The following is a 23911-nucleotide window of genomic DNA, read 5'->3' on the forward strand; positions in this document are numbered from 1 at the left end:
GTGGACAACCACGGGCCGTACGCCAACCGCCGATAGCCTTGGGCGCGCCAGTCCGCTGCTACGGGGTATCGGAGGTGAGGAGCGTGGCCGAGGGGGATGTGGCAACGGCGGCGCCGTCGCACGAGAGCGAGCGAGACCTGCCCGGCCGCCCGGCCGCGAGGGGCGGCGTGCAGCGTCGGACCGCCGTGCGCGTCACGCTGCTCACGCTGCTGTGCGGCGTGGGGATCACGGTCATCGGCACCGTCGTGATGGCACCGAGCCCGGACCTCGTCCTGGGGCTGGAGAGCCCGGCGTTGGCGGCCTGGCGGACGGTCTCCACAGCCATCGTGGTGCAGGGCATTCCGTTCCTGCTGCTCGGCACCCTGGTATCGGCGGTGATCAGCGCCTTCGTACCCAGTTCTGTCTTCACTCGGGTGCTGCCCCGCAACCCGGTGTTCGCTGTGCCCGTCGCGGGTGTGGCCGGCGCGGTCCTGCCGGGTTGCGAGTGCGCATCGGTGCCTGTGGCGGGGAGCCTGATGCGGCGTGGGGTGCCTCCCGCAGCGGCGCTGGCGTTCCTGCTGTCCGCGCCGGCCATCAACCCGATAGTTCTCGTGGCGACTTCCATCGCCTTTCCCAATAACCCCTGGATGGTGCTCGCCCGTCTGGTCGCCTCGCTCGCCACCGCGGTGGCCATGGGCTGGCTGTGGGTCAGGGCGGGCCGGGAGAAGTGGCTGCGCCTGGCCAAGGGGCCCACCGGGCATACTCCGGGCGCCAGTCGCCTGGAGGAGTTCCGAGTCGCCCTTCAGCATGACTTTCTGCACGCCGGAGGGTTCCTCGTCATCGGAGCCGCAGCTGCCGCGACGTTCAACGTCGCGGTGCCGCACTCCGTCCTGCGGATCTTCTTCGACTCCCCCTGGCTGGCGGTGCCTCTGCTGGCTGCGCTCGCGGTGATCCTCTCGGTCTGCTCCGAGGCCGACGCATTCGTCGCCGCCTCGCTCACCGGGTTCTCCCCCACCGCACGGCTGGCTTTCATGGTCGTCGGTCCCATGGTCGATCTGAAGCTCATCGCCCTGCAGTCGGGCACCTTCGGACGCGCTTTCGCCATCCGTTTCTCGACGGCCACCTGGCTCACGGCCGTACTGTTCAGCGCACTGGTGGGGTGGTGGCTGCTGTGAAGCGCAACTTCCAAGTGCTGCTTCTGCTGTTGACCGGCGCCGGCCTGCTGCACATCGCGCTGCTCACCGATCTCTACCTGCGCTACGTCCAGCCGGGGCTGCGGCCGCTGCTCGTCGCGTCCGGCGTGCTGTTGGTATTGCTCGGTACGGTCGGCGCGGCCCGCGACGGATTCCCTTTCAGCCGGCCGGACCCCGACCACGGCGCACATGCGGACCATGGCTACGACCACAGCAACGGCCCGCGGGCCGCCTGGCTGCTGTACGCGCCCGCGATCACCCTGCTCCTCTTCGCGCCCCCCGCCCTTGGCTCGTACACCGCCTCACGCGACGAGGCCAAGGCCGCCACCGCCGGAGCAAGCAGTCTGCCCGCCCTCCCGGCACACGGCACCCTCGACCTCTCGCTGGGCGAATTCAGCTCCCGGGCAAGCTGGGACACCAGCAGATCCCTCGCGGGGCGCACGGTCCGCCTCACCGGATTCGTCACCCCGGGCGAGAGGGAGACCTGGTACCTCAGCCGCCTGATCGTCACCTGTTGCGCCGCCGACGCCCAGGTCCTCAAAGTCCGGATGTACGGCGCCAAGTCCCCGCCGCCCGACACCTGGGTGACGGTCACCGGCGGGTGGCACCCCACCGGCAAGGTCGGCACGGACTCAGCACGCCCAGCCCTGAACGTCAGCACGGTCACGCGCATCCCCACACCCGAGAATCCGTACAAGGACATACCCAAGAGCACCGCGAACCGACGAGAGCCTGCTGCTCGGCAGGGCGGCGGTGCGATCCTCTCCGGCAGGGATGTCGCGGTACAGGCACTGGGAAGCCCTGAGAACCGTTGCTCCTCCGGACCTGATCGCTGAGATGCCTCTCGTGGAGTGGGAGCCGCTCCCTCCGACGGGGACGACGGTCAGCGGGTGGCTGGTGCCGCGTCAGCCAGGGTTTGCCCGGTAGCGAGGTGACCTGGTGCGGTCAGCTGCAAGGCCCCGGATCGGCCTCGTAGTGGGCCTACTCGGTCGATCGGGCAACGCAGCAGATGGCCGTGCCAGGGCGGCGAGCGGGGCAAACCCTGGCTGACGCGGGACTAGCGGGAGCTGTAGGGGATCAGGGCCATCTCACGGGCGTTCTTGATGGCTCGGGCGATCTGCCGCTGCTGCTGCTTCGTCACATGGGTCACCCGGCGACTGCGGATCTTGCCACGGTCGGAGATGAACCTCCGCAGCAGGTCGGTGTCCTTGTAGTCGATGTACGTGATGCCGGCGGCATCCAGCGGGTTGACACGGCGCTTGGAAACCTTCGGCTTGAGGTTGCTGCGGCGGGGCACGGTCAGGTCCTTTCCTTGCGGTTACGGGGACGGTTACGCGTTCAGGCGACGGGGTCGAGCAGGTCGTCGAAGGCGTGCGACAGCACTTTCCAGGCCTCCGGTCCGGCCGCGTACTCGGCGTCGGTGAGCAGGCACGAGTCGAGGAGGGCCAGCAGTCCGTCGCGGTCGAGGCCGGGTGAGGTGAAGGTGAGGTGCTGGCAGCGGTCGCCGTGGTCGGGGTGCCAGTCGAGCGAGGCGGCGACGCGGCGCTCGGCGGGCACCATGTCCCAGGCGGCGTCCGGCAGGGCGGCCAGCCAGGGCCCGGCGGATTCCACGCACAGTGCACCACCGGCGGCGTCCCACACCAGCAGCGTGTCGGGCCGGTCGGCCAGCCAGAACCGGCCCCGGATACGGGCGGCCGCGCAGGTCAGGTCTTCCAGCGCCGCGTAGAGCCGCCCCGGGTGGAAGGGCCTGTCGCGCCGCCAGACGAGCGTGGAGACCCCGTGGTCGTCGGCTTCCTGCGGCAGCAATGCGCATGCCGGGTGCTGCCGGACGGCCGCCGCCCCATGGTCGAACCCCGCCATCAGGGCGGCGCCCAACCTGCCTTCTTCGACGCGGACTTGCCGTGCGGCCGGGGTGAGCTGGGTGAGCAGCGCGAGATCGGCGTCGTCCGCCGGCTCGTCGCCCTCGGCGAGGGCGATCACCGTGGGGTACTCGATCTGCCGCGCGAAGGTGTCGGCGACCGTGCGCTGATCGGTGGGGGCGGCGGCCAGGCCGGCCTCGGCGAGGTCGTCGCCGTTGGCGAGGTAGGGCAGAACGAGCGCCGGGTCGACCGCTGTGGCCACCCCCGTCAGCTCCAGCGATTCGCCCTCTGCCGCGATGACGGAGGCCATGGCCTGCGGCTCGACGGAGTCCCAGAGTTCGACGACGGCCAGCCGGTACGTTCCGGCATCGGCGAGCCGCAGCAGCTCGGGCACCAGATCCTCGCGCAGCGCGCAGCAGGCACAGTCGTTCACCAGCGGGGAGTCACCGCTGCTGACCAGGCCGTTGATGTCACGGATGGTGCGGTGCACCGAGCCTTGGTGTGCGGCGGACAGGTCGTGGTGGAGAACGACGGTGCCAGGCACCTTGCGCAGGATGTCTCCGACCGCGGCACGACGAGCGCCTTCGCAGAGGCCGCCGACGATCGCTACGGGCAGCCGCACGCCGTCGCCGCTCACCGTGCCCCCCGTCCGTATCGGCGCTGGAAGCGCTCGACGCGGCCGGCGGTGTCCAGGACCCGCTGGGTGCCGGTGTAGAAGGGGTGGCTCGCCGAGGAGATCTCGACGTCGATGACGGGGTAGGTGTTGCCGTCCTCCCAGACGACGGTCTTGTCACTGGTGGCCGTGGAGCGGGTGAGGAAGGCGTAGTCTGCGGCCCGGTCGCGGAAGACGACCGGCCGGTACTCGGGGTGGATGCCTGGCTTCATGGATGGGTCAGCGCTCCTCACGGAATTCGACGTGGCGGCCGACGACGGGGTCGTACTTGCGCAAGGTCAGCCGGTCGGGGTTGTTCCGGCGGTTCTTGCGGGTCACGTAGGTGTAGCCGGTTCCGGCGGTCGACCTGAGCTTGATGATCGGACGTAGTTCGTTGCGGGCCATGCCCGGCAGCATACACAGCATTGGTTTTCATTTTCATCTAGCTGGTACGGTGCTGCCGTAACGACCACACACGACAAGAGGGGCTCCATGTCCGCCCACTGCCAACTCACCGGCCGGAAACCGGCCTTCGGCAACAACATCTCCCACTCGCACCGCCGCACCAAGCGCCGGTTCGACCCCAACATCCAGCGCAAGCGCTACTGGCTGCCGAGCGAAGGCCGCTACGTCCGGCTCACCCTCAGTGCCAAGGGCATCAAGACCGTCGACACGATCGGCATCGAAGCCGCGGTTGCCCGTATCCGCGCCCAGGGTGGGGTCGACCCTACCGGAGGTAAGGGGAAAAGGGTCTGATGGCGAAGAAGAGCAAGATCGCCAAGAACGAGCAGCGGCGCGCGATCGTCGCCCGCTACGCCGAGCGCCGCGCCGAGTTGAAGGCGATCATCGCCAGCCCCCGCACGTCCGACGACGAGCGCGCCGCCGCGCAGCAGGAGCTGCGCCGCCAGCCGCGTGACGCCAGCGCCACCCGGGTGCGCAACCGCGACTCCGTCGACGGACGCCCCCGCGGCCACCTGCGCGCCTTCGGCCTGTCCCGGATCCGCCTGCGCGACATGGCCCATGCGGGCGAACTTCCCGGCGTGACCAAGAGCAGCTGGTGACCTTCACAGGGAGGGCCTGAAGCCCCCTCACACGCTTCTGCCGAAGCCGGAGTCGGGCACCAGAGGCGGGCTCTCATGCCGTCCGGGCACCGCCCGGGCGGCACTTTCATGTCAGCCCAGGTCCGCTCCCGAAGTCAGATCGCGAGCGCCCAGCCGGAGGTGCTCGATGTGATATACGGCCTCGTCGAGCAGCTGGGCCACATGGTTGTCGTAGAGGCTGTAGACGATCCGGCGGCCTTGCCGGGAGCCGGTGACCAGACCGAGGGCACGCAGCAGCCGCAGTTGATGGGAGACGGCCGACTGCTCCATGCCGACCGCCTGGGCGAGCTCGGTCACCGCGCACGGGCCCTGACGGAGCCGGGTCAGGATCATCAGCCGCGACGGCGTGGCCAGGGCCTGCAGCGTGGCGGCGATGGTGGCGGCGGAATCCGCGTCCAGGTGCGCCGCCGGTGTGGTCCTGCCATCGACTCCATGTCCCATGGGATCATCGTATCCAGAGTAACAATTGAAGACCTCTTCATGTATTCCGTTATGGTGGAGGCGTTCCTCATGTCCCCTCCTGACGAAGAGGTGCGACCCCATGGCTCCTGCACTGGTCGACGACCGGCCGACCCTCGACGCGGCCGCAGCGGCTTCCGCCCGGCCACGCCGCACCCGGCCGTTCGCCCTGCCTGAGATCCGCTGGGCGGCACTGTCCGCTGCGGCGTTCCTGGCGGCCTTCCCGCTCGATCTGGCCGGTGCCCCGGCGTGGACCTGGGGTGTGCTCTACGCGGTCTGCTACGCCTCCGGAGGCTGGGAGCCGGGCTTGGCCGGGCTCCGGGCGCTGCGGGAGCGGACTCTCGACGTTGACCTGCTGATGGTCGCTGCGGCGCTCGGGGCGGCGGCGATCGGTCAGTTCCTCGACGGTGGACTGTTGATCGTGATCTTCGCGGTCTCCGGGGCGCTGGAGGCGCTCGCCACCCGGCGCACCGAGGACTCGGTGCGCGGGTTGCTCGATCTGGCCCCGGCCACGGCCGTGCGCCTCAACCCCGGCGGCGGCGAGGAACAGGTGAATGCGACGGCACTGCGGGTGGGCGACACCGTGCTGGTGCGGCCCGGTGAGCGGCTTCCTGCCGACGGCAGGGTGCTCGACGGGGCGAGCGAGGTCGACCAGGCCACCATCACCGGCGAGCCGCTGCCCGTAGCGAAGGCGGCTGGTGACGAGGTGTTCGCGAGCACTGTCAACGGCACGGGTGCGCTGCGCGTTCGCGTCGGGCGGGATGCCTCTGACTCGGTCATCGCCCGGATCGTCGCCATGGTCGAGGAGGCGAGCCGGACGAAGGCGCCGACCCAGCTGTTCATCGAGAAGGTCGAGCAGCGCTACTCGGTCGGTGTCGTCGTCGCCACGCTCGCGCTCTTCACGGTCCCGCTTGCCTTCGGTGCCGACTTCACCGAGACGCTGCTGCGGGCCATGACGTTCATGATCGTGGCCTCGCCGTGCGCGGTGGTGCTCGCCACGATGCCGCCGCTGCTGTCCGCGATCGCCAACGCAGGGCGGCACGGCGTTCTGGTCAAGTCCGCCGTCGCCATGGAGCAGTTGGGCGCGGTGACCCGGGTGGCTCTGGACAAGACGGGGACCCTTACGGAAGGTGCTCCTCGCGTCGTTGAGGTACGGGCGTTGCCGGGCAGCGGACTCGCCCAGGACACCGCGCTGGAGCTGGCCGGAGCGGCCGAGTACCCGAGCGAGCACCCCCTCGCACGAGCCGTGGTCGCGGCCGCGCAGGAACGCGGTCTGCGGCTGGAGAAGGCGCGGGCGTTCTCCTCCCTTCCCGGCCGCGGAGTACGGGCTGACATCGCGGGCCGTACGGTCGAGGTCGGCAGCCCTGCCTCGTTGCTCGACGGCGCGGCCGAGGACGCTCGTGCCGTTGTCTTGGAGATGGAGCAGGCCGGCCGCACGGCCGTGGTCGTACGGGTCGACGGCTCGCCCGTCGCCGTGCTCGCCGTCTCCGACCGGATCCGCAGCGGTGCCGCGGAGGCGGTGGCCGTACTCGGCGAACTCACCGGCAATGCCCCGGCCTTGGTGACCGGCGACAACAAGCGCGCCGCCGCCCGCCTGGCCGGCGACGCCGGCATCACGGATGTCCGCGCCGGACTGCTGCCGCAGGACAAGGTCTCGGTCGTGCGGGAGTGGCAGGCGGACGGGCAGAAGGTGCTCGTCGTCGGCGACGGCGTCAATGACGCTCCGGCGCTCGCCGCCGCCGACAGCGGTATCGCCATGGGCAGGGCCGGATCGGGTCTGGCGCTTGACGCGGCCGACGCTGTCGTCGTACGCGACGAGTTGTCCGCCGTCCCCACCGTCGTCGCCCTCTCCCGCCGAGCCCGCCGCTTGGTGGTGCAGAACCTGGTCGTCGCCTCCGTCTGCATCGGCGGTCTGGTGGTCTGGGACCTGGCCGGGCATCTGCCGCTGCCGCTCGGAGTCGCCGGTCACGAGGGTTCCACCGTCCTGGTCGGGCTCAATGGCCTCCGCCTGCTGCGCGAGTCGGCGTGGCGCCGGGCGGCCGCATGCTGAGGCGGCATCAGCGGCGAGCACGGGCCCGAGCGGCGCTCGGCGGACAGACGAACGGCAGCGCGAGGGTGGCCGGCGGCTCGGCCATGCCCGGCCCGCCGGCCGCCACCCACGCGCGGATGCCGTCGGTGCAGTCGTCGTCCATCGCCCAGCCGATCCAGGTCGAGCGGCCGCCTCTGCGCCGGCCGTCGCTCGAGGGCTGAACCACCACGACATTCTCCCCCGGCCTTCGGCCGGGTGGGGTACCCCCGGCGAAGCCAGGGGGAGTGCCCCCAGGCCGCACGGCCCAAGGCAGTCGCTCGTACGGTGTGCTCCTCAGCCGGTGGCAGCGGACTCGTGGGCGTGCTCGTGCTCGCAGGCGTCGTCGATGCCGTACGTCTCCCAGGACGGGAACGGGTCGTCCAGCCCGGCGGCGGACTCGCCGTCCTCCAGGAGGCAGGCGGTCAGCCGATCAGCCAGGGCGTCCTTGCGCAGGGCGGTGCCGATGAAGACCAGCTCCTGCGCCTGCTGTTCGCCACTTCGGACACCGGCCGGCTCGAAGCGGGCGACGACGCCGGCCTGGGACCACAGCCCGGTGACGGCGGGGCGGGTGGCGAGCCGGAAGAAGCCCTTGGAGCGCAGGATGTCGCCGTACCCTCCGCTGTCGAGGTCCTCGGCGACGAAGCGCCACAACCGCTCAGGATGGAAAGGCCGGTCCGCTCGGAAGACCAGGCTGGAGATTCCGTACTCCTCGGTCTCCGGCACGTGATCGCCGTTGAGTTCGGCGACCCAGCCGGGGGCCTGCTGGGCCTTCTCCACGTCGAAGCGACCGGTGCCGAGGATCTCGGCCGGGTCCACCTGCCCGTGTCGCACCTGCACGATCCGGGCCGAGGGGTTGAGGCGGGCCAAGGTGGCCCGCAGCCGGGTCGCTTCCGCGCCGGTGACGAGGTCCAGCTTGTTGAGCACGATCACGTCGGCGAACTCGACCTGGTCCATCAGCAGGTCGCTGACGGTCCGCTCGTCGTCCTCGTACTGGTCCAGGCCCCGCTCCGTCAGCTCGTCGCCACGCGCCATCTCGGACAGGAAGTTCGCGGCGTCGACGACGGTGACCATGGTGTCCAGGGCCGCGACGTCCGCGAGCATCGCCCCGTCGTCGCGGGCGAAGGAGAAGGTGGCGGCCACTGGCATGGGCTCGGAAATCCCACTGGACTCGATGAGCAGGTAGTCGAACCGGCCCGCGCGGGCGAGCCGGTCCACCTCCTCCAGCAGGTCGTCCCGCAGCGTGCAGCAGATGCAGCCGTTGGTCATCTCGACCAGCCGCTCCTCGGTGCGGGACAGCGAAGCACCACCGTCCCGCACCAGCGCCGCATCGATGTTGACCTCGCTCATATCGTTCACGATCACGGCCACGCGAAGCCCCGCGCGGTTGTGCAGGACGTGATTGAGCAGCGTGGTCTTGCCCGCGCCCAGGAACCCGGACAGCACCGTGACCGGGAGACGGCGGGCGGGGACAGCGGATGCGGCGGAGTCGGACACGGGCGGTTCCTGTTCATACGGGATCGGCTGCGGGACTGCGGTGCACGGCCCGTCAGTTCCCGGGCACGGGCAGCAGACCGCGCTCGTAGGCGCGGACCAGCCGGCGCGGCACCTGGTGGGCGCGGCCGTCGACGTAGATCACCGCGAGGTCCGGGGTGTTCGCCTTCCACTGCGCGCGGCGGTGGCGGGTGTTGCTGCGGGACACCTTGCGCTTGGGCACGGCCATGGGCGAAACCTCCTGAGGGACGGTGGATGGAGCCCCGAAGCTACATGAAAACGAATGTCATAAGCAAAAATCCGGGCCGGCGGCCGCGCCGTATGTGCCATCTCCCTGCTCAGCACCGACGCTCGCCGACAGCATCGCTGCCGCGAGCAGCGAAGAAGGCCACGGGGCCCCAGGCCGCCAGGGGCGCAGCGACCTCGCGTCCCTGCGCCCCTGGCCTCTCCGGCGAGCAGTGATCAGGCCGCGGAACGCGCGAGGGCGGGCTCCCTGTCGACGGGCCCGGAGTAGTCCCGCTGAGCAGCGGTTTCCTCAGCGTCCCGCAGCAGCGCGATCAGAGACATACGCGCACGGGCGACCCGGGAGCGCACGGTGCCCACCGGGCAGCCCGTGGCCAGTGCCGCCTCGGCGTAGGGCAGCCCCCGCAGCTGGGTGAGGACGAAGGCCTCGCGACGCTCGTCAGGGAGGGAGTCCAGCAGTTCGGCAAGCGCGATGGCGTCTTCGAATCCGGGCAGGTCCTGGGGCTGGACCTGCTCGGCGGCGGACTGCCAGTCGTCCGTGTCCAGCAGCCGCGGCCGAGCCGCGGTGTAGCGGAGCCGGTCCACCACCGCCCGCCGCGCTATGGACAGCAGCCATGTGCGTGCGGAGGATCGACCCTCGAAGCGGTGCAAGCTGCCCAGGACCCGCAGGAAGGTCTCCTGCGTCAGGTCATCCGCGGCTTGCGGGTCCGCGCTCAGAAAGGCCACATATCGCCAAACGTCGGGCCTAAGGGCGCGGACGAACCGTTCGAAGGCATCGGCGTCGCCACTCCGGGCGGCGAGTGCCCATGCCGTTATGGCGTCGTCACGTGAGGCCGTGGGGCGTGATGGGGGTGATGGCCGCGCATCAGTACATCGCGGAAGAGGAGTGGGCAGGGCAGGTTTCATCGCCTTGTGTCCTTCTCGGAATTCCGGGATCCGGAGCCGTGCGGCGACGGGTCCGGTACGTCGTACGGCCACGCCGCATGGCGGGGCGGCCGATGCCCGAGGCGAGCGATGCGTGATGCGTCGCGCCGTCGGGGAGCCGGCTGTCAGATGACAGCGATCCCGGCAGGCGGACCCCGAGAGGTGATGGCGTACACAAGGGTCGGCTGCCGCGGCGCACGGCAGGCTCGGTGGTGACCGAGGAGGCGCGGCCGGTGCGGCGGTGCGGGGAGACGAATCAGCAGTCGTAGTGGTGCGACGAACCATCCGGCGAGGGCGCGCAGGATACGGAAGGCGGCCCGCTCGCCGTGGGCGAGCCACAGCCCGCACAGCAGCGCGGCCAGCACGTGCGCCGCCAGCATGCCGGCCGAGGACATGCCGTCCATTCCGTGTGCTGTCGGCATCGACGCGCTGTCCATCGCGGCGTGCATGGCGTGCCCGGCGTGGCCGGTCATGGACGCGTGGCCCATGCCAAGCGGGGACCCGTGCATGTGAGATGTGGTGTCCGACGCCCCGCACAACAGGTGCTGCGCCCACTGCCGGGAGAATGAGGAACTGTCCGGGAGCGCAGGTCGAACAGCGGCCTGGGCCAAGGAGAATGTGGAATGCAATACGGCCTGAGTGGCGACCGCGACCGAGACGACGGCGAGCGGGCTGCGTTCGCGGTCGGCGAGGCACCACGCCATGGCACCGGTCGCTGTGGCCCCGGTGGCCAGGGCCCACCACGGGACGGCGCATCCCGATGTCATCACGTGACCGATGGCGGCGAGCAACACGCAGACGGCTGCGAACACCGCAGCCCGCACCGCGCGAAAAGCCCACCCTGCTGTCATGGCAGCCACATCCTCGCATCCACACCACGTCGCCAAACGCCGGGTACGTACATTCCACGGGCGCCGCTCACTCCAGCTGATATGACACAAGTCACATGTGATGGCGGGAACTTGTCGGGCTTACGAGCCGACTCCTGGCCAGGTGCACATGATCACAGGGGAACATCACAGGGGAACATCACAGGGGAACATCACAGGGGAACGGAGACATCGTGAGCGCGGAGCGGGTAGCGCGTGCTGCTTCGGTAGCAGCGGACGGGAACCGGGCATCCGGCGCCATGACGGCCCTGCTGACCTGCGCCATGGCGTTCTCGATGATGCAGCTGTTCCTTCTTGGGGCGCTGGGCCCGCGGCTCGTCGACCAGTTGGGCGTCTCTCCTACGCTTCTGGGCCTGACCACGACGATCGGGTTCGGGGCGGCGGCCCTGCTGTCCCCGGCGAGTGGGCGGGTGGTGGACCGGGTGGGTCCGCGCCGTTGCCTGGTCGCGCTGCTGTTGGTGTCCGCGGCGGCGCTGGCGTTGATCGGGGCGACGCCCGGCGCCGGGTTCCTGCTTGTGGCGGTCGCGCTGGGCGGACTGCCGCAGGCGCTGGCCAACCCCGCGACCAACAAGGCGATCCTGGCCGCCGTGCCGCCCGAGAGGCGAGGTTCGGTGACCGGCATGAAGCAGTCGGGGGTGCAACTCGGAGCCTTCGCCGCGGGACTTCCGCTCGCGGCGCTGGCCGGGGCCGTCGGCTGGCGGGGAGCGGTGTGGACAGCGGCGGGGGCAGCGGTCGTCGCGGCGGTCTGGGCGGCTCGTACTCTGCCGGCAGATCCCGCGGCCGCGGCGTCGCGGGGTCCGCGTCCGTCGATCGTGCCGCGTGGCGCGATCGCCTGGTTGTCGGTGTTCTCCCTGCTGCTGGGCTGCGGGATCGCGTCGGTCAACACCTACCTGGCGCTCTTCGGCGCGCAGCGGCTGGGCTTGGGCCCGACTGCCGCAGGTGCGCTGGTGGCGGTGCTGGGTGTCGCCGGCATCGCGGGGCGGGTGGGCTGGTCGAAGGTGGCGGGTCGCCCAGGGCGTGCCGAGTGGTTGCCGGGCGGCCTGGCGGCGGGCGCGGTCGGGGCGGCACTGCTGCTGGCGAGCGCCGCCTTCGTACCTCCCCTGGCGTGGGTGGCCGCCGTGGCCGTAGGGGTCTTCGCGGTGGCGGGCAACGCCGTGTCGATGGTCCTGGTCATGCAGCGTGCGGCGCCGGGCCGGGCGGGGCAGGACTCGGCCCTGGTCTCGGCGGGATTCTTCGGCGGGTTCGCCGTCGGCCCGCCGCTGTTCGGTCTGTTGGCGGAGGCGGGGCACTACGGGCCCGGCTGGCTGCTGGTGGCGGCCGAGTTCGCGGGCGCCTGCGCGACCGCCGTGCTCTGGGCCGTACGGGACCGGCGCCGGCGTGCCGCGGGAGAGACATGAGCACACCCGCGTGGGCGGCGCCGGCCCTTGCGAGGGTCCTCGGCCGTGTGGCGACCACCCGGGACGACGTGGGTGACCGATTCCCCCTGTTCGCCGATCCGGACAGCGGTCGCTGGACGACCACCGGCCGAGGTTCGTGGACGGGGGGATTCTGGGCGGGGCTGCTGTGGCTGCGCGCTCTGCACACCGAGGACAAGGACGATCGCGACGCCGCGGTACGGTGCACGGATCGACTGGCGCGGTGGGCCGGGGCCGATACCGCCACCCGGGGCCTCATCCTCTGGTACGGGACGGCGCTCGCTGCCGGCCCTGGAGGTGAGGACCGCGCGGCGGACCTGAGAGACCGGGCGGCTCGGGCCTGTCTGGAGGCCTTCGATCCCGAACTCGGCCTGGTGCCCTGGGGATCGGCCTTCGGGGGTCCGCGTCTGCTGGCGCGCGCCGACGGGGTGCCGGGCATGGTGCAGCTCTTGGCCGCGGCCGGCCCGGACGGTGTGACAGCGGCCGGATCACACCTGCGCGGGCATCTCCGGTTGTGCCTGGCGGACGGAGTGCTGCGGCCGGCGTGGCGGTTCGATCCGGCCGCGGGCTGGAGCAGCTGCGACACTCCGACGCCTGGCTGGAGCAGGGGCCGCCCGTGGCTGCTGCTCGCGGTGGCCGACGCACTGCAGCACCTGGGCCCCGGGGAATTCGAGCGGCCGGCACGGCAGCTTGCCGCCCCCGGTCCGATGCCTGTCCCGCCGGCCGACGCTGCCCGGCCCGACGGCCCGCTCGACACCTCCGCCGCCGCCATCGAGGCGGTCGCGCTGCTGAAACTCGCCCACGCCACGGGCGAGTCCTGCTGGTACGAGCATGCGGTGGACACGCTGGAGCACTTGGTCCAGGCGCACCTGACCGGATCCGGGGAGCACCGGCCGCCCGGCATGCTGCTGGGCGGCTGCTACGACCTCGACCGGAGCACCGCCATCCAACACGAGCTGATCTGGGGCGACTTCTTCCTCGCGTACGGCCTCTCCGTGCTCACCGGCCTCGTCGACGTCCGGGACGCATAGGGCCGTCCGGAGGTCGGTCAGTCCGTTCGGAGCACACGACGCGCGACGGACGTGATGTGCAACTCGTCCGGGCCGTCGAGGATCCGCGCCGTGCGACCGGAGCGGAAGAGCGCCGGAAGCGGGGTGTCCGGGCCGAGACCGGCTGCCCCGTACACCTGGATGGCGGCGTCGGCCACCTGCTGGAGCATACGCGCCGCGGCGACCTTCGCCAGGCCCACCTCCACGTGCGCGTCCAAGCCCGCGTCGAGGAGAGCCGCTGCCTCGAAGACCAGCGGACGGGTGCTGCGCAGGGCAAGCAGCGCCTCGAAGACCTGCCGCTGCACGAGCTGGAGGTCGCCCAGGGGGCCGCGTGACCGGGCACGGGTCACCGCCCGGTCACGCATCAGGTCGAACGCACGTTGAGCCTGGCCGAGCCAGCGCAGGCAGCGCAGGGTCCGGCCCAGTTGCAGCCGCTCCCCCGCGACAGCCAGCGCCTTGCCGCGCTCGCCGATGAGGTGGTCGCCGTCCACGGTGACCTGGTCGAGTTCGATCTCCCACTGTCCGCCGGCGCCGAGGACCGGCAATTCGCGCACCACACGGAAGCCGGGCGAGTCAGTGGGCACCAGCAGCAGGGACAGCCCTTCGCGGTCCGCGGGCGCGCCGTCGGTGCGGGCGAGAACAGTGACGAGGTCCGCGTCGGCGGCACCGGAGGTGAACCACTTCCGGCCGCTGACGGTCCAGCCGCCGTCCGCCCCCGCCACGGCCCGGGTACCGGTGAGCAAAGGGTCGGTGCCCGCCGTGTCGGGTTCCGTCATGGCGTAACACGCACGCACCTCCCCCGCGACCAGCCGCTGGAGAAGCGATTCACGCACCCGTTCGCTGCCATGCCGCTCCAGCATGATCGCGTCCAGCAGCGTTGCCGAGCCCAACGCCGCGGGTCCGTGGTCGCTCGCCCCCTCGGCCTCGGCCACATGCGCGTACCACCGCAGCGGCAGACCTTGACCGCCGAGCTCTGCCGGGAGGGGCAGTGCCCACAGGCCCTCGTTCCTGGCCTCTCGCCGGAGTGTGCGCAGGGCGGCCGTGGCAGCGGGGCCGCCGCCGTCCAGTACGGGCTCGCGGGGCATCACCCTCTCCCGCACGAAAGACGCGACCCGATCCCTCAACTCCCGTACTTCTCGCGGGCAATGAGGTAGTCCGCGCGCCGCATCGGCCTGGCTCTCCACCACTTTCCTCCATCCCCGGGGAACCCATGGGAACGACAGTCCGACTGTCTCTCCGTGGAACTGGTCGGGCGCGAACACCCCCCGGTTCCCGTCTTCCGAACATCCCAGGCGGGGCCACCGCCGCCGCCAGGAGAGGAGAGGCATGGCGTCACCAGCGATCACGCGGACGGTCCGGCCACTCGACGGACTGCGCCTTGAAACCTCGGGTCCGCCGGGACCGGCCGACGGACTTGTCGCCGAACATCTGCGGCTGCTGGGGGCGGGGACAGACGACAACCGGGGCGGCTGTTTCGCTCTTTCCGGTGCCGGGTTCGATGAGCTCCACGCCGAGACGGCGTGGGCCCGCACCGGCTCCAACAGCGGGATCGCCGACGAGGCCACCGTACAGGCCGCCACCGGGATCATGGCCGTGCACGGTCGCCGCGACGGCAGCCCGCGCGGCCTGGCCGCCGACTACGCCGCGACCGCCACCGCCGTACTCACCGTGCAGGGGCTGCTGGCCGGGCTGCTCGCCCACGCTCGCGGCGGCCGGGCCACTGGGGTGCGGACCAGCGCCGACCGGGCCGGGCTCCTCACGGTGTCCCAGTACCTCGCCGCGGCCGGGGCCGACGAGGGCGAGGCAGCGGAACTCGCCCCCGGCGGACCTCCGTTCACCGCCGCCGACGGCACCGTCTTCGAGCTGGAAACCCTCGATGCGGGCGTGTGGGCCGCGTTCTGGCGGGCGCTCGGCGCTCCCGAGGACGCGATACGGTCCGGCTGGCGGCCCTTCCAGTTCCGGTACGCGACAGCCTGCGCACCGTTTCCCGGTGCCCTGCACACCACGGTCCGGGCGTGCTCCTGGGAGGAGATACGACACGCCGCCGAGACCTCGGGCGCCGATCTGTGCCGCCTGCGTTCGCTCGCCGACCGTGCCTCCCGGTACGACGCGGCACCCCCCTGGAAGCTGACCTCGTACGACGCATCCCACGCCGGCTCCGGCGGAGCAGGTGACGCGCCCCTGGCCGGCCTGACCGTGCTCGAGGCCGGGCGCCGTATCCAGGCCCCGCTCACCGCACACCTGCTTGGGCTGCTCGGCGCCGAGGTCATCCGGATCGAGCCACCGGGCGGCGACCCGCTGCGCGGCATGCCCCCGGCGTGTTCCGGGACCTCGGCGCGCTGGCTCGCCCTCAACCGGGGCAAGAAGGCCGTCGAGGTGGACATCAAATCCGAGCCCGACCGGCGGCGGTTGCGCGAGATGGCGGCCGAGGCGGACGTCTTCCTGCACAACTGGGCCCCCGGCAAGGCCGCGCAACTCGGCTTGGACCGGGAACATCTGGCCGCTGCCAACCCCGCGCTCGTCTACGCCTACACCAGCGGCTGGGCCGACCGGCTGCCCGGCGCCCCCATGGGAACCGACTTCATGGTCCAGGCCCGTACCGGCGTCGGCGAAGCCGTCCGTCCGGCCGACGAGCCCCCGGCGCCGTCCCTGATGACCCTGCTCGACGTGCTCGGCGGCCTGCTCGGCACCGAAGCCGTACTGGCCGGGCTGCTCCTGCGGGAGCGCACCGGCAGAGGCGTACGGGTGGACTCGTCCCTCCTCGGTGCGGCCGACGTCCTCACCGCACCCGCGCTGCGCAGAGCCGCCGAAGGCCGCGACCCGCGCCGCCCGGCGGGATTCCGCCGCCCGTTGCCGACCGCCGACGGCCTCGTCGCAGCCACCGACGCCTGCGCCGCCGAAGCGGCCGCCCATGATCTGAGCCGGCTGCCCACCGAGGAGGCCCTGGCCGAGCTGCGCGCCCACGGCCTGACCGCGACCCCCGTCACCACCGACCTGGCCGGCCTGCACCACGATCCGCGCTTCGCCGGCTCCATCAGCCGCGACGCCCACGGCGCCCTGGCCGTTCCCGACCCCTGGAGCTTCGCATGACCCTCGAGCTGCACGACCTGGTACCCACCGAAGTCCGGCGGTCCTGGGTGGTCGAAGGGGCCTGCCCCGACCTCGACCTCTACAGCCTGTTCCGCGCGCGCCAGATCGCGGACCTGCACCGCACCGCCGTTGTGGATGCCAAGGGACAACTGTGTTATACCGCCCTGGACCGCAAGGTCCGATGTCTGGCCACCGGCCTCAGAGACCTCGGCATACGGCCGGGCGACGTGGTCGGCGTCCAGCTCCCCAACAACCGCAACGCCGTCATCGCGGACCTGGCCCTGGCGGCCCTCGGAGCGATAGCCCTGCCGTTCCCGGTCGGCCGGGGGACCCTTGAGGCCGAGTGTCTGCTGCGGCGCGCCGAGGCTGTCGCCGTGATCGCCGCCGTCGAGCACCGCGGCTCCCACCACGCCGCCGACCTGCACACCCTGACCGGCGCTCTTCCGGCGCTGCGCCACGTCATAGCCGCGGGGCCCGGCACCGCCCCTGAGGGAACGACCCCTCTCTCGCGGCTGATGCGCTCGGACCCGATCGGCTTCGCCCCCGCCCGGCCCGACCCCGACAGCCCGGCCCGCATCCTGGTCTCGTCCGGCTCCGAGGCCGAGCCCAAGATGGTCGCCTACTCGCACAACGCGCTGGCCGGCGGACGCGGCAACTTCCTCGCCTCGCTCATCCCGGACAACACCCCGCCACGCTGCCTGTTCCTGGTGCCGCTCGCCACCGCCTTCGGCTCCAACGGAACGTCGGTCGCCCTCGCCCGCCATGGGGGAACCCTCGTCCTGCTCGACCACTTCACCCCCGAAGGCGCCCTCACGGCGATACGGGAGCATGAGCCGACGCACATCCTCGGCGTGCCCACCATGGTGCGCATGATGCTCGACCGGCTCGACGAAACAGGCGAGAAGCTGCCCGCCCCCACCGCCCTGGTCCTCGGCGGGGCACCGCTGGACGAAGCGACGGCGACCGGTGCCGCCCAGGCGTTCGGCTGCCCGGTCGTCAACCTCTACGGGTCGGCCGACGGCGTCAACTGCCACACCGGATTGGACCACATGACGCCGCCCACCGATGGCTCCGGTGTCGTCGCCGGCCGGCCGGACCCCCGCGTGGCCGAGATCCGCATCACGGATCCGGACACCCACGAAACGCTGCCGGACGGCCGGATCGGGGAGATCATCGCGCGCGGCCCGATGACCCCCCTCTGTTACGTCGGCGCCCCCGAACTCGACGCCCGCTACCGCACACCCGACGGCTGGGTACGCACCGGCGACCTCGGCTTCCTCGACGACGGCGTCCTGCACGTCGCCGGACGCCTCAAGGACATCGTCATCCGCGGCGGCGCCAACATCAGCCCCGCCGAGGTGGAGCGGGAACTCACCTCCCATCCCCTGGTACGCGACGTGCTGTGCGTCGGCGTTCCGGATCCGTTGATGGGCGAGAGGCTGGCGGCCTGCGTGGTGGCGCGCCCCGACGGCGTCCCCACGCTCGACTCGCTCTGCGAGCACCTCACCAGGCGCGGACTGGAGCGGCGCAAACACCCCGAGCGCCTCCTCGTGGTGGACGAGCTGCCGCTGACGCCGGCGGGTAAGCCCGACCGGGCCACGCTGCGTCGGCGGCTGACCGAGAGCCTGCCGTCGGCGCGGTCGGCCACCATGGATCAGCTCGCACAGGCCGGCTGACAGCGCACAGGCGCGGAAGCGGGAGGGCACCCCGGGTGCCCTCCCGCCTTGTCGTTACGAGGCCTGGCGCCGCCGGACGAGGCCGACCGCCCCGTCCACGCGACGTGCCCGAGGGAGACGGCCAACGGCCGCCGAGGGGTGGGACACCCCTGCTGGAGAGGCCATCGTCGCGATGGCACACGGCCGTTGTGCACCCCCGGCGGAACGCCGACTGCCGAAGGCGACAGCGTCGACCGCCAGGCGACCGGAATCACGCGCGGTCTCGCGGCGCGTCAGGTGCCGGGAGGCCCGGGGTGCACAGCTGCCCCAGGACCTCCCGGCGAGTACGCCGTCGGCGTCAGGACGCGCCCATGGCCTTCTTCAGCTCGGCGGCGGCGTTCCGGTAGACAGACAGCAGATCCAGGTCCTCACCCGGGTAGTTGACGATCTTCACCTGCTTGGCACCCGAGTCGGGCAGCACCGTGCCCGTGGACATATGAGCGTTGTCCAGCACCAGTGCGGGCTTCTTCGCCGACAGTACGGACAGCTGCTTCGCTGTCACGGCCTCGGGTCCGTACGTCCCGATGACGTCCGCGCCCGCCATCTTGGCCGACCAGGCGGTGAAGACCTGGGTGACCGCGGTGGGTGCCTTGCCGCCCGGCCAGGCGCCCTTGAGATCCTTCCGGAGCTTTCCGTATTCGGTGTCGAACGACTTCTTCCAGGTGGCTGCGGCGTCCTCGGTGCCGAACAGCTTCCCCAGCCGGGCCACTTCGGCGGTTGCCTTGTCGGCGTCGTTGTCGAGCTTCACCTCGACCAACTCGGCATCGGACCCGGCGGCCTCCTTGATCTTCTCGGCGTACGGCTCGAAGGGCGCGTACAGCACGAAGTCGGCGTCGGCCACCGCTGCCAGATCGGAGGGCTTGGGGTCGTAGTCGGGGGCATGGTGCACCGACTGCGGAACGATGACCTTCACGTCCTTGGCACCCGCAGCCTTGGCGAACGCCCCTTCCCAGGTCGTGGTGGCCACGACCACCGGAGCCCCGTCGTGCGGGTGCTTGCCCTCGGCGGAGGACGAGGCGTCGGAGCCGCCGCACCCTGAGATCAGGGCGAGGCTCGCGGTCAGTGCGAGAAGGGGTGCGAAGCGGACGCGGCTGGGCGCCATGAGCTGAATCTCCGTTCAGGTATGAGATGGACGGCGAGGACGACGGCTCCGGCCGTCAGGACGAGGACCGGCCCCGGTGGCAGATCCATGGACAAGGCGACGAGAAAGCCCGTCAGATTGACGGCGACGCCGATGGCCACCGCCCAGACAGTGATCGACTTCAGGGAGGACCCCAGACGTCGCGCGGCCAGCGCAGGGAGCAGCGTCAGCGCATCGACCAGCAGCGCGCCGGTCAGCTTGATCGCACCTGCGACCGCCACGGCGACCAGAACCAGGAGAATCAGGGTCAGTGGCGCGACCGGCACCCCGGAGCACAGGGCGAGCTCACGGTCGTACAGCAGCAGCGCGACATCGCGCCGCCGCCACCAGAAGAGACCCGGCACAAGGGCGGCCAGCACCCCGAGCACCACCAGGTCGGCGGTCCCCACCGAGAGAATCGACCCCCACAGCAACGCGAACGCCCCGGAGGCATTGACCCCCGAGACCGCGAGCACCAGCAGGGCGGCTGCGATGGCCAGGCTCATCAACAAGCCCATCGCCCCGGAGAGCCCGTCCGGGGTACGGGCCATCGGGGCGACTCCGGCGCCCGCGAGCGCACAGGCCAGCAGCGCGCACAGCATGGGGTCCAGACCGGTCAGCAGCCCGATCGCGATGCCCAGCAGAGCGACGTGCATCATGGCGAAACGCACCGGCATGATGTCCAGCCCCACGATCACCACACCGATCACCGGGAGGCCGACGGCCGCCAGGAACAGGGCAGAGCCTGCCCGCTGGACCGGCGCGAGCTGCAGCAGTTCGGCGACGTTGGCGGCGAGGGTCACGGCACCTCCCGCAGTCGGCCCGCGGCCATCTCCAGCACGCGGTCGCAGCGGTCCGCCAGCGCCCGGTCATGCGTCACCACGACCAGGGTGACCGGCAGGGACAGCAGCACATCGGCCGCTTCCGCCTGACCGGCGAAGTCGAGGGCGGCCGTAGGCTCGTCGGCGAGCAGCACCCCGGCCCCGGCGGCGACGCAGCCGACCGCCCTGGCCAGGTACATACGCTGAAGCTGGCCACCGGACAGGGTGTGCAGAGCGCGGTCTTCCAGTCTGCCGACCCCCAGCTGCCGGGCCGCGTCCGACGCCTCGGCCGGGGCTCCGCTGCTCGCGAGCAACTCACCCGCCAACAGCGGGAACCGGCCCCCTGCGGGCTTCTGCGGAATCCACGCGCATGCCCGCCGTCGCCACGCCCACTCGGCGGCCGAGCGCGTGCCCCGGCCACCGACCAGGATCTCGCCCCGCACCTGCCGGTGCAGACCGAGGACCGCCCGCACCAGCGTGGTCTTCCCGGAGCCGTTGGTACCGGTCAGCGCCACGCGCTCACCGGCCGGGACCTCGAGATCCACGCCGCGGACAGCGTCCACCCGCCCATGCCGGCAGCCGACCTCGTGCATCCGCACCTCCAGGCCGCCCATCACACCTCCCTCATCACGACCAAGAGTCGGATGAGGACAGCGTTCAGTTCCCGCGACTCGGCAGGCACTCCGGCGAGCAGGCCAGGCCCTCCTCGGGCATGCAGTAGGTCAGCGCGGGTTGCAGCGGTCGGTCAGCGAGACCCGCAGATCGGTGGCGATCCGTCCGTAGGTGTCGATCAGCACGGGTTCCGCCCCCTCGGGGTGATGCGTGGAGCGGCCGGACGCCTGCGCGCTCGACCGCTCCACGGTCCACGAACGGTTACAGGGCCTTGAGTTCCTCGGTGACCTCGGCGACGGAGGACTTCGCGTCACCGAAGAGCATCGAGGTCTTGGGGTCGTAGTACAGCTCGTTGTCGATGCCGGCGAACCCGGGGTTCATCGACCGCTTGAGCACGATGACCGACTTCGCGTGGTCCACGTTCAGGATCGGCATCCCGTAGATGGGCGAGTTCGGGTTCGAGCGGGCGGCCGGGTTGGTGACGTCGTTCGCCCCGATCACCAGCGCCACGTCGGTGCGGCTGAACTCCCCGTTGATGTCGTCCATCTCCTTGAGCTGCTCGTACGGCACGTCGGCCTCGGCGAGCAGCACGTTCATGTGGCCGGGCATGCGTCCCGCGACGGGGTGGATGGCGTATTTGACCTCCACGCCCCGCCCCTCGAGGAGGTCGGCCATCTCGCGTACGGCGTGCTGGGCCTGCGCGACGGCCATGCCGTAGCCGGGGACGACGACCACCTGGCTCGCGTAGGCCATCTGGATCGCCGCGTCGGCCGCGCTGGTCTGCCGCACCGTCTGGTCCGCGGGGCCGGCCCCCGGCCCCGCGGTGACGCCCGTCCCGCCGAACCCGCCGGCGATGATGGCCGGGATGGACCGGTTCATCGCCTTGGCCATCAGGTCGGTGAGGATGGTGCCGGAGGCGCCGACGATCATGCCCGCGACGATCATCGCGGTGTTGTCCAGCGCCAGGCCGGTGGCCGCGGCCGACAGTCCGGTGAACGCGTTGAGCAACGAGATCACCACCGGCATGTCGGCGCCGCCGATCGGCAGCACCACCATGACACCGAGCAGCGCCGCGAACACCAGGACGCCGATGATCAGCGCCTCGGACGTCTGGCCCAGGCCGATGGCGACCGCACAGGCGACGGAGGCGAGCAGCACCGCCAGGTTGAGCGGCTGCTGGCCCCGGCCCAGGCTGATCGGCCTGCCCGGCAGGACCTCCTGCAACTTGCCGTAGGCGATCAGCGAGCCCCAGAACGACACCGAGCCGACGAGCGCGGCGAACAGCGAGGTGACCATGACGTATCCGGCCACCGTCGCGTAACCGTCGCTGTCCCGGAACTCGACCCACGAGATGAGGGCGACGGCGCCGCCCCCCACGCCGTTGAACAGCGCCACCATCTGCGGCATCGCGGTCATCTTGACCCGCTGCGCCGCCGGCACGCCGATCACCGTGCCCAGGACGAGGCCGAGCACGATCAGCCACCAGTTGCTCATCCCGGGGGTCAGCAGGGTCGCCACGATCGCGATGACCATGCCGGCGGCCGCAATGAGGTTGCCGCGCACCGCCGTCCGCGGGCCGGTCAGGCCCATGAGGCCGTGGATGAACAGGGCGAACGCGATGATGTAGAGGATCGTGATCAGGTCACCCATGGCTGGCCGCGTCCTTTCCGCTTCCGGCCCCGTCCGGCTTCTTCTTGAACATGCCGAGCATGCGGTCGGTCACCAGGAAGCCGCCGACCACGTTGATCGTGCCGAACACGATCGCGACGACCAGCAGCAGCTTGTCGACGGGCCCCGACGCCGAGATGCCGAGCACGACCAGGCCCCCGAGCAGCACGATGCCGTGGATGGCGTTCGTGCCCGACATGAGCGGGGTGTGCAGCGTGTTGGGCACCTTGGAGATCACTGCGAAGCCGACGAAGCCGGCCAGCACCAGGATCGCCAGGTTGGCCAGGAACATCATCGGGCCTCCGTCAACAGGTCGATGTTCCGCGTCACGCAGCAGGCGGCGAGGATCTCGTCCGAGAAGTCCGGTACGAGCTTGCCGTCGGTCAGCATGAGTTCGAGGAGCGCCTGTACGTTGCGCGCGTACAGTTCGCTGGAGTGCTCGGGCATCGTCGCCGGCAGGTTCAGCGGCGCAGCGATGGTGACGTCGTGCCGTACCACCGTTTCGCCCGGTGCGGTGAGTTCGCAGTTGCCGCCGGTCTCCCCGGCGAGATCGACCACCACGCCGCCGGGGCGCATCCGCCGCACGGCCTCGGCGGTGACCAGCTTCGGCGCCGGGCGTCCCGGGACGAGCGCGGTGGTGATCACCACGTCGAAGCCGGAGATCGCCTCGGTCAGCCGGCGCTGTTGCTCGGCCTGTTCCTCCTCGGACAGCGCGCGGGCGTAACCGCCGTCACCGGATGCCGTGACGCCCAGTTCGAGCCACTGCGCACCGAGCGAGCGGACCTGCTCCGCGACCTCGGGCCGGACATCGAAGCCGGTGGTACGGGCGCCGAGCCGCTTGGCAGTGGCCAGCGCCTGGAGCCCCGCGACGCCCACACCGAGCACCAGGACGGTGGCGGGCTTCACCGTTCCCGCGGCCGTGGTGAGCATGGGGAAGAATCGGGTGGAGCGTTCCGCGGCGAGCAGCACCGCCTTGTACCCGGCGACGTTGGCCTGGGAGGAGAGCGCGTCCATGGACTGCGCGCGGGAGATCCGCGGCACCGCCTCCATCGCGAAGCCGGTGACGCCCCTCAGGCACAGCTGCTCGGCGACCTCCGGTCTGGTCAGCGGCGCGAGGAAGCCGATCACCGTGGATCCCGCGCTCAGCAGGTCGATCTCGGATGGCGTCGGCGGGTTCACCTTCACCACGACCTCGGCCGGCCACGGATCTCCGAGGGTGGCTCCCGCTTGTTCGTACTGTTTGTCGGGGATCAGTGCCCCGGCCCCGGCGCCGGCCTCCACCACGACGGCGAGGCCCGCGGCACGCAGCCGTTCGACGACCTTGGGCACCAGTGCGACGCGGCGTTCGCCGGTCGCGGTCTCCCGGGGGACTCCGATGAGCGTCATGTTCCTCTTCCCGGCTGTGAGTGGGCGGGGCGTTCACGGTCCGACGACGGGCTGCTGCCAGGGCCGGCCTGTCCAGGGGGCCGGCGGCGCGTCCCGCAAGCCCCCAGCCACCCAGGAGCGCGTCTCTCCAGGGATTTCACGGCCGCTCACATCGCCTGACGGGCCAGTGCCGCCGTT

The 23911-nt window shown here is 71.3% G+C and carries 26 protein-coding genes and 1 pseudogene; 9 read left to right on the plus strand and 18 right to left on the minus strand.

Annotation, left to right across the window (positions count from 1 at the left end; genetic code table 11):
- Positions 1-137: 137 nt before the first annotated feature.
- Complete coding sequence (locus ACY34J_RS23985) at positions 138-1154, plus strand: permease (protein WP_462728708.1); 1017 nt, start codon at positions 138-140, stop codon at positions 1152-1154.
- Positions 1142-2008, plus strand: coding sequence for a TIGR03943 family putative permease subunit (locus tag ACY34J_RS23990; protein WP_462728683.1), 867 nt, complete (start codon positions 1142-1144; stop codon positions 2006-2008). The genes ACY34J_RS23985 and ACY34J_RS23990 overlap by 13 nt, the downstream gene beginning before the upstream one ends.
- Positions 2009-2229: 221 nt before the next feature.
- On the opposite strand, the gene rpsR is transcribed toward ACY34J_RS23990, so the two are convergent.
- From rpsR to rpmG, 4 genes are read right to left on the minus strand one after another with little or no spacing between them, the layout of a single operon-like run.
- Entirely contained in the window at positions 2230-2469 is a 240-nt protein-coding gene (rpsR, locus tag ACY34J_RS23995) for a 30S ribosomal protein S18 (RefSeq protein ID WP_462728684.1), read from the minus strand.
- Positions 2470-2510: 41 nt separating this feature from the next.
- Positions 2511-3668, minus strand: coding sequence for a CobW family GTP-binding protein (locus ACY34J_RS24000; protein WP_462728685.1), 1158 nt, complete (start codon positions 3666-3668; stop codon positions 2511-2513).
- Positions 3665-3916, minus strand: a complete 252-nt coding sequence (locus ACY34J_RS24005; RefSeq protein ID WP_462728686.1) for a type B 50S ribosomal protein L31 — start codon at positions 3914-3916, stop codon at positions 3665-3667. The genes ACY34J_RS24000 and ACY34J_RS24005 overlap by 4 nt, the downstream gene beginning before the upstream one ends.
- Before the next feature lie 7 nt (positions 3917-3923).
- Positions 3924-4088, minus strand: coding sequence for a 50S ribosomal protein L33 (rpmG, locus tag ACY34J_RS24010; protein ID WP_462728687.1), 165 nt, complete (start codon positions 4086-4088; stop codon positions 3924-3926).
- An 87-nt stretch (positions 4089-4175) separates the two neighbouring features.
- Between rpmG and rpmB the strand changes: the two genes are divergently transcribed.
- Together rpmB and rpsN are read left to right on the plus strand one after the other, a co-directional pair.
- Complete coding sequence (gene rpmB / locus ACY34J_RS24015) at positions 4176-4439, plus strand: 50S ribosomal protein L28 (protein ID WP_462728688.1); 264 nt, start codon at positions 4176-4178, stop codon at positions 4437-4439.
- Positions 4439-4744 carry a 30S ribosomal protein S14 gene (rpsN, locus tag ACY34J_RS24020; RefSeq protein WP_462728689.1) on the plus strand — a complete coding sequence of 102 codons (306 nt, stop codon included), beginning with the start codon at positions 4439-4441 and terminating at the stop codon, positions 4742-4744. The genes rpmB and rpsN overlap by 1 nt, the downstream gene beginning before the upstream one ends.
- Before the next feature lie 111 nt (positions 4745-4855).
- Here rpsN and ACY34J_RS24025 read toward each other — a convergent pair whose 3' ends face one another.
- A complete protein-coding gene (locus tag ACY34J_RS24025) occupies positions 4856-5224 on the minus strand; it encodes an ArsR/SmtB family transcription factor (RefSeq protein ID WP_462728690.1) in 369 nt (122 codons plus the stop codon).
- A gap of 100 nt (positions 5225-5324) precedes the next feature.
- Between ACY34J_RS24025 and ACY34J_RS24030 the strand changes: the two genes are divergently transcribed.
- Complete coding sequence (locus ACY34J_RS24030; protein WP_462728691.1) at positions 5325-7292, plus strand: heavy metal translocating P-type ATPase; 1968 nt, start codon at positions 5325-5327, stop codon at positions 7290-7292.
- 7 nt (positions 7293-7299) lie between these two features.
- Here ACY34J_RS24030 and ACY34J_RS24035 read toward each other — a convergent pair whose 3' ends face one another.
- From ACY34J_RS24035 to ACY34J_RS24055, 5 genes are all read right to left on the minus strand, one after another.
- A complete protein-coding gene (locus ACY34J_RS24035; RefSeq protein ID WP_462728692.1) occupies positions 7300-7500 on the minus strand; it encodes a hypothetical protein in 201 nt (66 codons plus the stop codon).
- Between the two features lie 104 nt (positions 7501-7604).
- Positions 7605-8804, minus strand: coding sequence for a GTP-binding protein (locus ACY34J_RS24040; protein WP_462728693.1), 1200 nt, complete (start codon positions 8802-8804; stop codon positions 7605-7607).
- Between the two features lie 52 nt (positions 8805-8856).
- Positions 8857-9030: a 50S ribosomal protein L32 gene (rpmF, locus tag ACY34J_RS24045; RefSeq protein WP_462728694.1), complete on the minus strand. Its 174-nt coding sequence runs from the start codon at positions 9028-9030 to the stop codon at positions 8857-8859.
- 233 nt (positions 9031-9263) lie between these two features.
- Complete coding sequence (locus ACY34J_RS24050) at positions 9264-9950, minus strand: sigma-70 family RNA polymerase sigma factor (RefSeq protein WP_462728695.1); 687 nt, start codon at positions 9948-9950, stop codon at positions 9264-9266.
- Positions 9951-10093: 143 nt separating this feature from the next.
- Positions 10094-10477, minus strand: a complete 384-nt coding sequence (locus tag ACY34J_RS24055; protein WP_462728696.1) for a hypothetical protein — start codon at positions 10475-10477, stop codon at positions 10094-10096.
- 620 nt (positions 10478-11097) lie between these two features.
- Here ACY34J_RS24055 and ACY34J_RS24060 point away from each other — a divergent pair.
- Together ACY34J_RS24060 and ACY34J_RS24065 are read left to right on the plus strand one after the other, a co-directional pair.
- Complete coding sequence (locus tag ACY34J_RS24060) at positions 11098-12255, plus strand: MFS transporter (protein ID WP_462728709.1); 1158 nt, start codon at positions 11098-11100, stop codon at positions 12253-12255.
- A complete protein-coding gene (locus ACY34J_RS24065) occupies positions 12252-13304 on the plus strand; it encodes a sugar ABC transporter permease (protein ID WP_462728697.1) in 1053 nt (350 codons plus the stop codon). The genes ACY34J_RS24060 and ACY34J_RS24065 overlap by 4 nt, the downstream gene beginning before the upstream one ends.
- A 17-nt stretch (positions 13305-13321) precedes the next feature.
- Here ACY34J_RS24065 and ACY34J_RS24070 read toward each other — a convergent pair whose 3' ends face one another.
- On the minus strand, positions 13322-14446 hold the full coding sequence (locus tag ACY34J_RS24070; RefSeq protein WP_462728698.1) for an acyl-CoA dehydrogenase family protein: 1125 nt from the start codon (positions 14444-14446) through the stop codon (positions 13322-13324).
- A 202-nt stretch (positions 14447-14648) separates the two neighbouring features.
- Here ACY34J_RS24070 and ACY34J_RS24075 point away from each other — a divergent pair, with 202 nt between their 5' ends.
- Both ACY34J_RS24075 and ACY34J_RS24080 read left to right on the plus strand, forming a co-directional pair.
- Positions 14649-16412, plus strand: coding sequence for a CoA transferase (locus tag ACY34J_RS24075; protein ID WP_462728699.1), 1764 nt, complete (start codon positions 14649-14651; stop codon positions 16410-16412).
- Positions 16409-18088, plus strand: coding sequence for a class I adenylate-forming enzyme family protein (locus tag ACY34J_RS24080; RefSeq protein WP_462728700.1), 1680 nt, complete (start codon positions 16409-16411; stop codon positions 18086-18088). The genes ACY34J_RS24075 and ACY34J_RS24080 overlap by 4 nt, the downstream gene beginning before the upstream one ends.
- Positions 18089-18425: 337 nt before the next feature.
- Here ACY34J_RS24080 and ACY34J_RS24085 read toward each other — a convergent pair whose 3' ends face one another.
- The 7 genes and pseudogenes from ACY34J_RS24085 to ACY34J_RS24115 form a co-directional block, all read right to left on the minus strand.
- A complete protein-coding gene (locus ACY34J_RS24085) occupies positions 18426-19229 on the minus strand; it encodes a metal ABC transporter solute-binding protein, Zn/Mn family (protein WP_462728701.1) in 804 nt (267 codons plus the stop codon).
- A complete protein-coding gene (locus ACY34J_RS24090) occupies positions 19187-20050 on the minus strand; it encodes a metal ABC transporter permease (RefSeq protein ID WP_462728702.1) in 864 nt (287 codons plus the stop codon). Before ACY34J_RS24090 ends, ACY34J_RS24085 begins: the two co-directional genes overlap by 43 nt.
- On the minus strand, positions 20047-20682 hold the full coding sequence (locus ACY34J_RS24095; protein WP_462728703.1) for an ATP-binding cassette domain-containing protein: 636 nt from the start codon (positions 20680-20682) through the stop codon (positions 20047-20049). The genes ACY34J_RS24090 and ACY34J_RS24095 overlap by 4 nt, the downstream gene beginning before the upstream one ends.
- An 82-nt stretch (positions 20683-20764) precedes the next feature.
- Positions 20765-20865 (minus strand): annotated as a pseudogene (locus ACY34J_RS24100) (GTP 3',8-cyclase MoaA); the annotation flags it as partial.
- Between the two features lie 76 nt (positions 20866-20941).
- Complete coding sequence (locus ACY34J_RS24105; protein ID WP_462728704.1) at positions 20942-22330, minus strand: NAD(P)(+) transhydrogenase (Re/Si-specific) subunit beta; 1389 nt, start codon at positions 22328-22330, stop codon at positions 20942-20944.
- Positions 22323-22643, minus strand: coding sequence for an NAD(P) transhydrogenase subunit alpha part 2 (locus ACY34J_RS24110; RefSeq protein WP_462728705.1), 321 nt, complete (start codon positions 22641-22643; stop codon positions 22323-22325). The genes ACY34J_RS24105 and ACY34J_RS24110 overlap by 8 nt, the downstream gene beginning before the upstream one ends.
- The gene (locus ACY34J_RS24115) at positions 22640-23734 is read right to left on the minus strand and encodes a Re/Si-specific NAD(P)(+) transhydrogenase subunit alpha (RefSeq protein ID WP_462728706.1); all 1095 of its coding nucleotides are present in this window, start codon (positions 23732-23734) and stop codon (positions 22640-22642) included. The genes ACY34J_RS24110 and ACY34J_RS24115 overlap by 4 nt, the downstream gene beginning before the upstream one ends.
- Positions 23735-23911 lie beyond the last annotated feature (177 nt).

The sequence above is a fragment of the Streptomyces sp. HSS9-12 genome (assembly GCF_054963655.1).